The sequence below is a fragment of the Pseudomonas sp. C9 genome, assembly GCF_002000165.1.
Taxonomy (GTDB): domain Bacteria; phylum Pseudomonadota; class Gammaproteobacteria; order Pseudomonadales; family Pseudomonadaceae; genus Aquipseudomonas.
The window spans coordinates 556873-570413 of sequence record NZ_MPAK01000002.1 but is presented as its reverse complement, the minus strand read 5'-3'; the positions used below and the strand labels follow the sequence as shown (position 1 = coordinate 570413).

Annotated in this window: 12 protein-coding genes; 9 read left to right on the top strand and 3 right to left on the bottom strand. The window is 59.5% G+C overall.

Annotated features, from left to right (window positions below; translation table 11 throughout):
• Positions 1–610 precede the first annotated feature (610 nt).
• Both BMS17_RS29455 and BMS17_RS29450 read right to left on the bottom strand, forming a co-directional pair.
• Positions 611–2104, bottom strand: a complete 1494-nt coding sequence (locus BMS17_RS29455; RefSeq protein ID WP_077432439.1) for a CoA-acylating methylmalonate-semialdehyde dehydrogenase — start codon at positions 2102–2104, stop codon at positions 611–613.
• A gap of 143 nt (positions 2105–2247) precedes the next feature.
• Positions 2248–3597, bottom strand: coding sequence for an aspartate aminotransferase family protein (locus BMS17_RS29450; RefSeq protein WP_046032949.1), 1350 nt, complete (start codon positions 3595–3597; stop codon positions 2248–2250).
• Positions 3598–3721: 124 nt separating this feature from the next.
• Between BMS17_RS29450 and BMS17_RS29445 the strand changes: the two genes are divergently transcribed.
• The 6 genes from BMS17_RS29445 (at position 3722) to BMS17_RS29420 (ending at position 10229) form a co-directional block, all read left to right on the top strand.
• Positions 3722–4642: a LysR family transcriptional regulator gene (locus tag BMS17_RS29445; RefSeq protein WP_007940170.1), complete on the top strand. Its 921-nt coding sequence runs from the start codon at positions 3722–3724 to the stop codon at positions 4640–4642.
• A gap of 189 nt (positions 4643–4831) precedes the next feature.
• Positions 4832–5482 (top strand): TetR/AcrR family transcriptional regulator, encoded by a 651-nt coding sequence (locus tag BMS17_RS29440; RefSeq protein WP_046032950.1) that lies wholly within the window; start codon positions 4832–4834, stop codon positions 5480–5482.
• Positions 5483–5489: 7 nt separating this feature from the next.
• Positions 5490–6071, top strand: coding sequence for a YigZ family protein (locus BMS17_RS29435; protein WP_077432438.1), 582 nt, complete (start codon positions 5490–5492; stop codon positions 6069–6071).
• A gap of 532 nt (positions 6072–6603) precedes the next feature.
• Positions 6604–8169 (top strand): ABC transporter ATP-binding protein, encoded by a 1566-nt coding sequence (locus tag BMS17_RS29430; protein ID WP_077432437.1) that lies wholly within the window; start codon positions 6604–6606, stop codon positions 8167–8169.
• A gap of 27 nt (positions 8170–8196) precedes the next feature.
• The gene (locus BMS17_RS29425; protein ID WP_077432436.1) at positions 8197–9303 is read left to right on the top strand and encodes an ABC transporter permease; all 1107 of its coding nucleotides are present in this window, start codon (positions 8197–8199) and stop codon (positions 9301–9303) included.
• On the top strand, positions 9303–10229 hold the full coding sequence (locus tag BMS17_RS29420; protein WP_077432435.1) for an ABC transporter permease: 927 nt from the start codon (positions 9303–9305) through the stop codon (positions 10227–10229). The genes BMS17_RS29425 and BMS17_RS29420 overlap by 1 nt, the downstream gene beginning before the upstream one ends.
• 40 nt (positions 10230–10269) lie before the next feature.
• Here the strand turns inward: BMS17_RS29420 and BMS17_RS29415 are convergent, their stop codons facing one another.
• Entirely contained in the window at positions 10270–10710 is a 441-nt protein-coding gene (locus BMS17_RS29415) for a hypothetical protein (RefSeq protein ID WP_077432434.1), read from the bottom strand.
• An 82-nt stretch (positions 10711–10792) separates the two neighbouring features.
• Here BMS17_RS29415 and BMS17_RS29410 point away from each other — a divergent pair, with 82 nt between their 5' ends.
• The 3 genes from BMS17_RS29410 to BMS17_RS29400 all read left to right on the top strand — a co-directional run bounded on the left by BMS17_RS29410 (position 10793) and on the right by BMS17_RS29400 (position 13468).
• Entirely contained in the window at positions 10793–11143 is a 351-nt protein-coding gene (locus BMS17_RS29410; protein WP_077432433.1) for a MerR family transcriptional regulator, read from the top strand.
• A gap of 25 nt (positions 11144–11168) precedes the next feature.
• A complete protein-coding gene (locus BMS17_RS29405; protein ID WP_046032957.1) occupies positions 11169–11855 on the top strand; it encodes an SDR family oxidoreductase in 687 nt (228 codons plus the stop codon).
• A 254-nt stretch (positions 11856–12109) separates the two neighbouring features.
• Positions 12110–13468, top strand: a complete 1359-nt coding sequence (locus tag BMS17_RS29400; protein ID WP_077432432.1) for an 8-oxoguanine deaminase — start codon at positions 12110–12112, stop codon at positions 13466–13468.
• The last annotated feature ends 73 nt before the right edge of the window (positions 13469–13541 follow it).

The window sequence follows — 13541 nt, the reverse complement described above, 5'->3', positions numbered from 1 at the left end:
CCGCCAGCGTTCAATCTGAGCCATGATCAAACTCTTCAGTTCAAACATCTTTGGGTTTTTAAGAAACCCTAAACTTGGCTCAGCAATCGTTGGTTACATCTTTGATTTCTCGCGGAGTAACTTGTGATGCTGATAATCTTGTTGACTATCAGTCTGACTCCACAAGCACCCACACGAATTGCTTGATTCAGTTGTTAAAGAGCGGTTGGTTAAGATCTTTCGTCTCAACCGAGGCGCGCATTCTACAGCAGCCTCTGTTGCTGTCAAGCGGTTATTTTCAGAAGTTTTCAAAGTTTCCTTTGTAACTTCAACCACTTGCGCTTCCGATCACTCGGTAGCGGGAGGCGAATTCTACAGCGTTACACGCTGCTGTCAACACCTCTTTTTCAACTCCTTTCGGACTTCGATGAACTGAAGCCACTCACTGCCGAAAACTGCGTAACTCTTTGTTTACCAAGGAGTTTTCCGTTTCGACTGCGCCGGAAGTGGGGCGAATTATAGACATCCTGAATCTGCCGTCAACACTTAATTTCACAATTCTGTCATATGGGTCAAAAAACCCCGGAAACACAAAGGCCGGCCCCAAGGGGCCGGCCTTCTTCCCTTCTACTTACAAGCTAGGGAATGCGAATTGCGAAGCTTCATGGCTCGCGCGCTGCGGCCAGCGCTGAGTGATGGCTTTACGGCGCGTGTAGAAACGCACGCCGTCCGGGCCATAGGCATGCAAGTCGCCGAACAGTGAACGCTTCCAGCCACCAAAGCTGTGGTAAGCCACCGGCACCGGCAGCGGTACGTTAACGCCGACCATGCCCACTTCGATTTCATCGCAGAACAACCGCGCCGCTTCACCGTCACGGGTGAAGATGCAGGTGCCGTTGCCATATTCGTGATCGTTGATCAGCTGCATCGCCTCTTCCAGGCTGTTGACCCGAACGACGCACAACACCGGCCCGAAGATCTCTTCTTTATAGATGCGCATCTCTGGCGTGACGTTATCAAACAGGCAGCCACCCAGGAAGAAACCTTCCTCGTGACCCGCCACGGTCAGACCACGGCCGTCCACCACCAGCGTCGCGCCGGAAGAAACGCCGTCTTCTACATACCCGCTGACCTTGTCACGTGCCTGACCAGTCACCAGAGGCCCCATGTCCAGACCACAGTTGGTACCCGCACCGATTTTCAGCACCTTGATCTGCGGCACCAGTTTGGCCACCAACGCATCCGCCACCTGATCACCTACGCACACGGCCACGGAGATCGCCATGCAGCGTTCGCCGCAAGAACCATACGCCGCGCCCATCAGTGCGCTGACAGCGTTATCCAGGTCTGCATCCGGCATCAGCACCGCGTGGTTCTTCGCACCGCCCAGTGCCTGGACGCGCTTGCCGCGCTTGGTGCCTTCGGCGTAGATGTATTCGGCAATCGGCGTCGAACCCACGAAACTCAGCGCTTTGACTTCCGGTGCTTCGATCAGCGCATCCACCGCTGCCTTGTCACCGTGGACGACGTTCAGTACACCTTTAGGCAGGCCGGCTTCCAGCAGCAGTTGAGCGATCAGCAGCGTGGAGCTTGGATCGCGCTCCGAAGGCTTGAGGATAAAGCAGTTGCCGCAGACGATCGCCAGCGGATACATCCACAGCGGCACCATCGCCGGGAAGTTGAACGGAGTAATACCAGCCACTACACCCAACGGCTGGAAGTCCGACCAGGCATCGATGTTCGGGCCGACGTTGCGGCTGTATTCGCCCTTGAGGATTTCCGGCGCTGCGCACGCAAATTCGACGTTCTCGATMCCGCGCTTCAACTCACCCGCCGCATCTTCCAGGGTCTTGCCGTGCTCTTCGCTGATCAACTGAGCAATGCGGGCTTCGTTCTGTTCCAGCAGTTGCTTGAAGCGGAACATCACTTGTGCACGTTTGGCCGGCGGCGTGTTACGCCAGGCCGGGAATGCAGCCTTGCCGGCGTCGATTGCCTTCTGAATGGTTTCGCGACTGGCCAATGGCAGCTTGCGAATGGCCTGGCCAGTGGACGGGTTGAACACGTCAACCGTGCGACCGTCTTCGGTCACCAGTTCGCCATTGATCAAATGCGGGATAAGGCTCATGTAGCGCTCCTGAAAAGTTGTCCACAGGCGCGCCCAATCAGACGCGCCTTCTATATAGATAGCTCTGGGTATAAACCAAGCCGTGATGGCGCCTGTGAATACGCCATCGCGAGCAAGCTCGGCTCCTACAGGTCTTGTTGAAATCAGTCGATCTTGTTCAGCACTTCGCCGACCGCGTCGAACAGACGATCAAGGTCTTGCGGCTTGCTGTTGAAGGTTGGGCCGAACTGCAGGGTGTCGCCGCCGAAGCGCACGTAGAACCCGGCTTTCCACAACGCCATGCCCGCTTCGAACGGACGCACGATCGCGTCGCCATCACGCGGTGCGATCTGGATGGCACCGGCCAGGCCGTAGTTACGAATGTCGATAATGTTTTTCGTGCCCTTCAGGCCGTGCAGCGCGTTTTCGAAATGCGGTGCAACATCGGCGACGCTCTGTACGAGGTTTTCCTTTTGCAGCAAGTCGAGTGCTGCCAGGCCAGCGGCGCAGGCCACCGGGTGCGCGGAATAGGTATAGCCGTGCGGGAATTCCACGGCGTACTCAGGCGTCGCCTGGTTCATGAAGGTCTGGTAGATCTCGGAGCTGGCAATCACCGCGCCCATCGGGATCGCGCCGTTGGTGACTTGCTTGGCGATGCACATCAGATCCGGGGTGACGCCAAAAGTATCGGCACCGAACATTTTGCCGGTACGGCCGAAACCGGTGATCACTTCGTCGAACACCAGCAGGATGTTGTGCTGATCGCAGATCTCGCGCAGACGCTTGAGGTAGCCCTGAGGCGGAACCAGCACGCCAGCGGAGCCGGCCAGTGGCTCGACGAATACGGCGGCGATGTTCGAAGCGTCGTGCAGTTCGATCAACTTCAACAGCTCGTCGGCCAGCGCGATGCCGCCCAGCTCAGGCATACCACGGGAGTAGGCATTGCTCGCCAGCAGTGTGTGCGGCAGATGATCAACGTCCATCATCGCCTGACCGAAAATCTTGCGATTGCCGTTCACACCGCCAAGGCTGGTGCCGGCGATGTTCACACCGTGGTAACCACGGGCACGGCCGATCATTTTGGTCTTGGTGGCCTGGCCTTTCAGACGCCAGTAAGCGCGAACCATCTTCACCGCCGTGTCAGCGCACTCGGAACCTGAGTCGGTGAAGAACACGTGATTCAGATTGCCCGGGGTCAGGTCGGTGATTTTCTCAGCCAGCTGGAACGACAGCGGATGGCCGTACTGGAAGCCTGGCGAGTAATCGAGCGTGCCCAATTGCTTGGCGACCGCTTCCTGGATTTCCTTGCGAGTGTGCCCGGCGCCGCAGGTCCACAGACCGGACAGCGAGTCATAAACCTTGCGGCCCTTGTCGTCGATCAACCAGCTGCCTTCAGCGCCGACAATCAGGCGCGGGTCGCGCTGGAAGTTACGGTTGGCGGTGTAGGGCATCCAGTGAGCATCAAGCTTGAGCTGGCTGGCCAGGGAAGTCGGGGCGTTTTCAGGCAAGTTCATGGGCAAAACCTCGCAGGGCAATAAGCGGCGTAGAGATCAAAAGCGTTCTTGCAGCTAAATTGCCACGGGGATAAAGTCTGTGAAATCCAACTTTTCTAACGTTCAGTCAGGCTACTACTAAACTATGAGCACCCGTCGCCCTGATCCACTCGCGCAAGTCAGCGACTTTGATATCCGTTTATTGCGGATCTTTCGCAGCGTGGTCGAGTGCGGCGGCTTCTCGGCGGCGGAAAGCGTGCTGGGGATCGGTCGTTCGGCCATCAGCCAGCAAATGAGTGATCTGGAACAGCGCCTGGGCTTGCGATTGTGCCAACGCGGTCGCGCCGGATTTTCCCTGACCGAAGAAGGTCGCGAGGTGTACCAATCGGCCTTGCAGCTATTAAGTGCGCTGGAAAGTTTCCGCACCGAGGTCAACGGCCTGCACCAACACTTGCGTGGCGAATTGACCATCGGCCTGACCGATAACCTGGTCACCCTCCCCCACATGCGCATCACCCACGCCTTGGCGCAATTGAAGGAACGCGGCCCGGACGTGCAAATCCAGATCCGCATGATCGCGCCCAATGAAGTTGAACAAGGCGTGCTCGATGGCCGTTTGCATGTCGGCGTAGTCCCGCAGGCCAGCGCGCTGTCAGGGCTGGAGTATCAGCCGCTCTACAGCGAACGCTCGCTGCTGTACTGCGCGGTCGGACATCCGCTGTTTTATGTCGACGACAAACAACTCGATGACGAGCGTCTCAATAGCCAGGACGCGATTGCCCCGACCTTCCGCTTGCCGGCGGAGATCCAGGCCCATTACCAGGCGCTCAATTGCACCGCCAGCGCTTCGGACCGTGAAGGCATGGCGTTCCTGATCCTGACCGGCCGGTACATTGGTTACCTGCCGGACCATTACGCCAGCCTCTGGGTGCAGCAAGGTCGTTTACGCGCCTTGAAACCGAAGGCACGTTTCTATGACCTGAGCCTTGCATCGGTCACGCGCAAGGGCCGCCGTCCGCATTTGGTCCTGGAAAGTTTCCTGGAAAGTCTCGCCGCAACGCGCTGAACGGTAGGAGCCGAGCTTGCTCGCGATGGCGGCTTAACATTCAGCATGCATGGTGACAGACCGGACGCCATCGCGAGCAAGCTCGGCTCCTACAAGTACAAAGGGTTTTATCGCGCAGGCTCTTGTCTGAATCCTGTGGGTGCGCTATCAACGCACTGGTTGCACCCACCTATTTGTCTGGAAGTGCCTATGACCTTTGAAGTCCCAGCTCACGGCGGCAAACCTGCCAGCCGCATTCGTCAGAAGAACGAAGAGACCATCATCAAAGCCGCCGAAGACGAGTTCGCCCGGCACGGGTTCAAAGGCACCAGCATGAACACCATCGCCCTGAATGCCGGGTTGCCCAAGGCGAACCTGCATTATTACTTCACCAACAAACTCGGTTTGTACGTGGCGGTGCTGAGCAACATCATCGAGTTGTGGGACAGCACCTTCAACACCCTGACCGCCGAGGATGATCCGGCCGAAGCGCTGACGCGTTATATCCGCGCCAAGATGGAGTTTTCCCGTCGCCAGCCACAAGCGTCGCGGGTCTTCGCCATGGAAGTGATCAGCGGCGGCGAATGCCTGACCGAGTATTTCAACCAGGATTATCGGGCCTGGTTCCAGGGCCGGGCGGCGGTGTTCCAGGCGTGGATCGACGCCGGCAAAATGGACCCGGTTGATCCGGTCAACCTGATCTTCCTGTTGTGGGGAAGCACTCAGCATTACGCCGACTTCGCCACACAGATCTGCCGGGTCAGCGGGCGTACCAAACTGACCAAACAAGACATGGAAGAAGCCGGCAACAATCTGATCCGCATCATCCTCAAGGGCTGCGGCCTGACCCCTGCCATTTAAGACACCTATGCCTTTTACCCTCAGCGACTTTTGCGAATACCGCGAAGAGATTCGCAAAAGCCGCTTCATCACCTTCGCCGCACCGATTGCCAGCCCTGCTGACGCCCAGGCCTTCATCGAGCAACACAGCGATCTGAATGCGTCGCACAATTGCTGGGCGTGGAAGCTCGGCGATCAGTACCGCAGCAACGACGATGGCGAGCCCGGATGCACCGCTGGCCGGCCGATTCTGGCCGCCATCGAAGCACAGGACTGCGACCAGGTCGCGGTGCTGGTGATTCGCTGGTATGGCGGTATTCAACTGGGCACCGGCGGCCTCGCCCGTGCCTATGGCGGCGGCGCCAACAAGTGCCTGCAAGCCGCGCCGAAGATTGAGCTGATCAGTCGCGTACCCGTCAGTTGTGCCTGCGCCTTCGGCGAACTGGCGCTGGTGAAACTTCGTGTGGCGGAACTGGGCGGGCTGGTCGTGGAAGAAACGTTCACCGCCAACGGCGTCGAACTGCAATTGGCAGTGGGGAAAGCGCACATCAGTGCTCTGCAATCGCAGCTGGCGGACTTGAGTCGCGGGCGCATTGTGTTGCAGCACTGAACGCACCAACAACGTTCATCCTTATTCCGTCGACGTTAGAGATTTGCCCACATCTACTGTGCACCCGCCTGTGGATAACCTGAGCACAGGTGCCTGTAACCCTTCTGTCATGCGGGTTTGCGGGCTTTGTTCACTTTTCGTCCAATTCGCCATCACTCACCGTAAATTCGCGTAAAAACAAATAGTTAGCGCGGTTTATCACCTTTAGAAGATAGCCGTACAGTGCTTATGCCCGTCCTTTGAGCTTGCGCACAAATACTGTGGAGCAATCTGTGGATAACCCGTTCATGGCTGTCGCCGCCCCATATCTGGCATGGCTTGCGAGCAGTTGTTCGTTTTTTAACCAACTGCCGACGAGCAAAACCGGGGCCTGATCAATCGGTTTGCCCTGAAGTAGTGCCTGACTTAGCCTCGAGAGATAGCAATGCCTCGTCCTTGAGAGCCGTGCTTGCAGGGACTGCCGGCTTTCCTGACTCAATGGCCAGGAAATTGCTTTATCCACAGGCATCACTCCTGTCGACCCGAGTCAGTCATGCCCAACCCCGTGCCGATCCCCGATCAAACGCCGCGCCTGCACTTGCGCAGCATCAGCAAACGCTACCCCGGCTGCCTGGCCAACGACGCTATCGACCTGACCATTGCGCCTGGCGAAATCCATGCCCTGCTCGGGGAAAACGGCGCCGGTAAAAGTACGCTGATGAAGATCATCTACGGCGTCACCCAAGCCGATTCGGGAGAGATGATCTGGCAAGGGCAACGCGTGACCATGCGCAACCCCGCCCAGGCCCGAGGCCTTGGGATCGGCATGGTGTTCCAGCATTTCTCGCTGTTCGAAACACTGAGCGTGGCGCAAAACATCGCACTGGCGATGGGCCGGGCGGGTGGCACACCGAAACAGCTTGAACCGAAAATTCGTGAAGTGTCCCGACGTTATGGCATGGCGCTGGAGCCGGAGCGACTTGTCCACAGCCTGTCCATTGGCGAGCGGCAACGGGTAGAAATCATTCGCTGCCTGATGCAAGACATCCGCTTGCTGATCCTCGATGAACCAACCTCGGTGCTGACCCCGCAAGAGGCCGAGGAATTGTTCGTCACCTTGCGCCGACTCGCCGCCGAAGGCTGCAGCATTCTGTTTATCAGCCACAAGCTCGGTGAAGTCCGGGCGCTGTGCCACAGCGCGACCGTGTTGCGCGGCGGTCGAGTGGCCGGGCATTGCGTGCCGGCCGAATGCTCGGACCAACAATTGGCGCGGCTGATGGTGGGTGAAGCGGCAGAGTTGATAACGGACTATCCGAAGGTCGTGGCCAGCAATGCGTTCCTGGCTATTAACGGCGTGTCCTGGCCCAACCCCGACCCGTTCGGCTGCTCGCTCAAAGGCGTTGATCTTGAGGTGCGCAGCGGTGAAATCGTCGGCATCGCCGGTGTCGCGGGTAATGGTCAGGATGAATTGCTGGCCCTGCTCAGCGGCGAAGAACGACTGAGCCACAACGACGGATCGACGATCAGTTTCGGCGGGCAACCCGTCGCCCACCTGCGGCCTGATGCACGGCGCAAGCTCGGCCTCGCCTTCGTTCCGGCTGAACGCCTGGGTCACGGCGCGGTACCGGATTTGAGCCTGGCGGACAACGCGCTGCTCACAGCGTTTCAACAAGGGCTGGTCAGTCACGGATTGATTCAGCGCGCAAAGGTTGAAGCATTGGCCGAAGAAATCATCAAGCGCTTTGGCGTAAAAACCCCCGATACCCAAACGCCAGCCCGCAGCCTCTCCGGTGGCAACTTGCAGAAATTCATCCTCGGCCGGGAGATCCTCCAGCAACCCAAACTGCTGATCGCCGCACACCCGACCTGGGGCGTGGACGTCGGCGCCGCCGCGACCATTCACCGCGCGCTGATTGCCTTGCGCGATGCCGGCGCAGCGATTCTGGTGATCTCCGAAGACCTCGACGAATTGTTCCAGATCAGCGACCGCCTCGGCGCGTTGTGCAGCGGGCGGCTGTCGCCGCTCAAAGCCACTGTCGACACGCGCCTGATTGACGTCGGCGCCTGGATGGCCGGCCAGTTCGATGCCAATCAATCACCTGAACCCGCAACGGTTTAACGGCTTAACTGTTTATCGGAGCTTTCCATGCTGCTTTCTCTCGAACCCCGTGGCCAGCAATCGCGCCTGATGCTTTGGTGCTCACCGTTGTTGGCGGCGGTGCTGACGCTGGGCTGTGGCTCATTACTGTTTGTCGCGCTGGGCCACGATCCGCTGCTCACCTTGCACACGCTGTTGATTGCGCCGATCAGCGATGGGGACGGCGTATCCGAGCTGCTGGTCAAAGCGCTGCCGATTCTGCTGTGCGCATTGGGCTTGGCCGTGGCGTATCAGGCACGCATCTGGAACATCGGCGCGGAAGGTCAATTACTGCTCGGCGCATTGGCCGGCAGTGCCTTGGCGGTGAACATCATTGACCTGCAAAGTCGCTGGGCACTGGTGCTGATTTTGCTCGTCGGCACCGTGGCCGGTGCAGCCTGGGCCGGGCTGACCGCCTGGTTGCGCACGCGCTTCAACGCCAACGAAATCCTCACCAGCATCATGCTCAATTACATCGCCCTGAACCTGCTGCTGTTTTGTGTGCATGGGCCGTTGAAAGACCCGGAGGGGTTCAATTTTCCGCAGTCAGCGATGTTCGGGGACTTCAGCCGTTTGCCCTTGCTGACCGAAGACGGCCGGGTTCACGCCGGGGTGTATTTCGCCTTGCTGGCGTTGGTCGCGGTCTGGGTGTTGTTGCAGAAAAGCTTTGTCGGTTTTCAGATCAAAGTGTTGGGGCTGGACAAGCGCGCGGCGGGGTTCGTCGGGTTTCGCGAGAAACGGCTGATCTGGCTGGTGCTGCTGATCAGCGGCGGTTTGGCGGGGTTGGCCGGCGTGTGTGAGGTGACCGGGCCGATCGGTCAATTGGTGCCGCAGGTCTCGCCCGGCTATGGCTATGCGGCGATTACCGTAGCGTTTCTCGGGCGGCTGAATCCTGTCGGCATTGTGTTTTCGAGCCTGTTGATGGCGTTGCTGTACATCGGTGGCGAGAGCGCGCAAATGAGCATGAACCTGCCACAAGCCATCACCCAACTGTTCCAGGGAATGATGCTGTTTTTCCTGCTGGCCAGCGATGTGCTGATTCTCTATCGGCCACGTTTGAACCTGCGCTGGGCCCGCCGCGCACCCGCCACCGCCGTACACGCAGGAGCGCTGTGATGGATATCGATCTGCTGAGCAATATTTTCTACGCCATGGTCCGTTGTGGCACACCGTTGCTGTTGGTGGCGCTGGGTGAATTGATTTGCGAGAAAAGCGGCGTCCTCAACCTCGGCCAGGAAGGCATGATGCTGTTTGGCGCGGTGATCGGTTTTATCGTTGCGCTGAACAGCGGCAACCTCTGGCTTGGTGTGCTGTTGGCGATGTTCGCAGGGATGCTGCTGTCGTCGTTGTTTGCGTTAGTCGCGCTGGTGTTCAACGCCAATCAGGTAGCCACTGGCCTGGCGCTGACGATTTTCGGCGTGGGCCTGTCGACGTTTGTCGGCGCGGCGTGGGTCGGTAAACCGTTGAGCGGTTTTGAACCGGTGGCGATTCCCTATCTGAGTGAAATCCCGCTGATCGGGCGAATGCTGTTTGCACAGGATCTGCTGGTGTATTTGTCGTTCGCGCTGTTTGCGTTGGTGGCCTGGGTGATTTTGAAAAGCCGCGTCGGGCTGATCATTCAGGCGGTCGGGGAAAGCCCGGATGCAGCGAGTGCCCTGGGCTTGCCGGTGTTGGCGGTGCGCACGCTGGCGGTGTTGTTTGGCGGCGCGATGGCCGGATTGGCCGGGGCGTATCTGTCCCTGGCATACACGCCGATGTGGGCGGAGAACATGAGCGCCGGACGCGGCTGGATTGCATTGGCGCTGGTGGTGTTCGCCAGTTGGCGGGTGTGGCGCTTGCTGCTGGGGGCGTATCTGTTCGGCCTCGCCAGCATCCTGCACCTGGTGGCGCAGGGATTGGGGCTGGCGATACCCTCGAGCCTGCTGGCGATGCTGCCGTATGTCGCGACGATTGTGGTGTTGGTGCTGCTCTCGCGAGATGCGGTGCGTACGCGATTGTATGCGCCGGTTTCGTTAGGCCAGCCGTGGCAGGCCGGGCATTAGCGGCTAGCCGGGCGAGCCCCATCGCGAGCAAGCTCGGCTCCTACAGGTTTGGCGCTGGGCCTGTAGGAGCATGGCTTGCCAGCGATGGCTGCCGAACAGGCAACACCTGAACAACGCCCCAGGCCAACTCAAAGATCAGGAAAACCACCAGCAAAGAACTGGCCCCATGCAGCAAGGCATAGAGCTGCCAAGCCGAAAACAGGAATCTTCCGACCGCGTCATACCGCCCAAACACCTGCTGCGGATCACGAATCCGCAGCACCGCCCACACGCACACAATCGACCCCAACAGATTCGCCATCAACATGTGCATCGGTTCAAACGCAGGCAGCTCGCCGGGCAAATCCAACGCCTGGCTCACACTCGTCAACACCCCGTGCAACGTCGCAAAACTCCACGGCGTGGCAAACGCCGCCGTCACGATCAAGTCATACCAGGCACTGCCTTGCACTACCCGGCGATATTGCGTTGAAGTCCACATCGGCATTGCTCCTTGAATTCGGGGAGCAACAAGGCTAAAGCCTGGAGTATGCTCCAGGGTCAAGCCCTCTCGAGACGCCAACATGCGCATCGGTGAATTAGCCCAGGCCAGCGCCGTCAGCCGCGACACGCTGCGCTTCTACGAGCAGCGCGGACTGATCGCGGCGCAACGCAGCGCCAATGGTTATCGCGACTACCCGGCGGACATGGTGCAACTGGTGCAGTACATCAAAACCGCTCAGCGACTGGGGTTTACCCTCGGCGAAATCGGCAACAGCGTCGCGGCCATCTGGCAATCACCTGATCCAGACAGTGCCGTCACGCAATTGCTGCAAGACAAACTCAAACTGATCGAAGCCCGGATGGATGAACTCGGCGCGTTGCGTCACGAGTTGCAACAACGGCTCGGGCAACGCTGTCCACTGAATCCATGATCCTCATTTTTCAAGGAAGCCACTCATGTCCAAGGCAAAAACCGCCCTTATCATCGGCGCCTCCCGGGGCCTGGGCCTCGGTCTGGTGAAAACCCTGCTGGCCGACGGCTGGCAAGTGACCGCCACCGTGCGTAATCCACAGAATGCTGAAGCGTTGCAGGCGTTGGGCGACGTGCGCATCGAGAAACTCGACATGGACGATCAGCCCGCGGTGATCGCCCTCAGCGAACAACTCAAAGGCGAGGTGTTCGATCTGTTGTTTGTAAATGCCGGGGTCAAGGGCCCGGACGTGCAAACACCCGGTGGTGCCACGTTGGCCGAAGTCGGCCAGTTGTTTTTTACCAACGCCGTGGCACCGATCAATCTGGCCCAGCGTTTCGTCGGACAGATTCGTCCAGACAGCGGCGTGCTGGCGTTCATGAGTTCGGTACTGGGCAGCGTGACCATGCCCGACGCGCCTGAACTGGCGTTGTACAAGGCCAGCAAAGCAGCGTTGAACTCCATGACCAACAGCTTTGTGACGCAACTGGGCGAGCAAAAACTCACCGTGCTGTCGCTGCACCCAGGCTGGGTGAAAACCGACATGGGCGGTGAAGGCGCGGACATCGATGTCGACACCAGCACCCGTGGTCTGGTTGATCAGGTCAATGCCCATACCGGCAAGGGCGGGCATCATTTTGTGAATTACCGGGGTGAAACCATTCCCTGGTAAACAACTCCGCCGACTGTAGGAGCCGGGCTTGCCCGCGATCGCATCAACCAGGTTTCGCTGACAGACCGCGGCGCCTGCATCGCGGGCAAGCCCGGCGCCTACAGGGATTTGTGTTGTCTGGTCGGGCCGGGCTTGCCCGGAACAGCATTTTGTCCGAAACTGCGCCCCTCGCCCCCGCGGCGACCCTGGATCAGCAGACAGGGTAATCACTGAGCTGGCTAACCTGAACCCCACTTTCAGAGGAGCCGGCCAACATGCCTGCGACCCGTACCTGGTTAAAAAACCCCCTCTCCATTTTTACTGCCAATGGCCTCGATGCCCGTGGTGGCCTGGTAGTGCAAGACGGTTTGATCGTCGAAGTGCTCGGCCTGGGACAGCAACCCTCCACGCCTTGCCATGAAGTCTTCGATGCCCGCGAGCATGTGATCCTTCCGGGGCTGATCAACACCCATCACCATTTCTATCAAACCCTGACCCGTGCCTGGGCGCCGGTGGTCAACCAGCCGTTGTTCCCGTGGCTGAAAACCCTGTACCCGGTCTGGGCCCGTCTTACCCCGGAAAAACTCGCCCTCGCCACCAAAGTCGCGCTGGCCGAGTTGCTGCTGTCGGGCTGCACCACTGCTGCCGATCACCATTACCTGTTTCCCGAAGGCCTGGAAAACGCGATCGACGTGCAAGTCGAAAGCGTCCGTGAACTGGGCATGCGCGCCATGCTCACACGCGGTTCCATGAGCCTCGGCGAAAAGGACGGCGGCCTGCCCCCACAGCAAACCGTGCAGGAAGGCGAAGTGATTCTCGCCGACAGCCAGCGCTTGATCGCCGAATACCATGAACGCGGCGACGGTGCGCAAATCCAGATCGCGTTGGCACCATGCTCGCCGTTTTCGGTGACACCGGAGATCATGTCGGCCAGCGCCGAGCTGGCGAACAAGCTCGACGTGCGCCTGCACACGCACCTGGCCGAAACCCTCGACGAAGAAGACTTCTGCCTGCAACGCTTCGGCCTGCGCACCGTGGATTATCTGGACAGCGTCGGCTGGCTCGGCCCGCGTACGTGGCTGGCGCACGGTATCCACTTCAACCCGGACGAGATCGCCCGCCTCGGCACCGCCGGCACTGGTATTTGCCATTGCCCTAGTTCGAACATGCGCCTCGCTTCCGGCATCTGCCCGACGCTGGATCTCACGGCCGCCGGCGCGTTGCTCGGTCTGGGGGTAGACGGTTCGGCGTCCAACGATGCGTCGAACATGATGCTCGAAACCCGCCAGGCGCTGTACATCCAGCGTCTGCGTTATGGCGCCGAGAAGATCACGCCGGAGTTGGTGCTCGGTTGGGCTACCAAGGGTTCGGCGAGTTTGCTGGGACGCACCGATATCGGCGAACTGGCGGTCGGCAAGCAGGCGGACCTGGCGCTGTTCAAACTCGACGAACTGCGCTTCTCCGGCAGCCATGATCCGGTGTCGGCGTTGCTGCTGTGTGGCGCGGATCGCGCGGACCGGGTAATGGTGGGCGGCAAGTGGCGTGTGATTGACGGGCAGGTCGAAGGCCTGGACCTGAAGGGCCTGATTGCCGATCACAGTCAGGCTGCCCGGCAGTTGATCGCCGGCGTCTGATAGGACGCCATCGCGGGCAAGCCTTGCTCCTACAGGATTTGCATCGTTCTTGAGAGCGACGCTGTACCTGTAG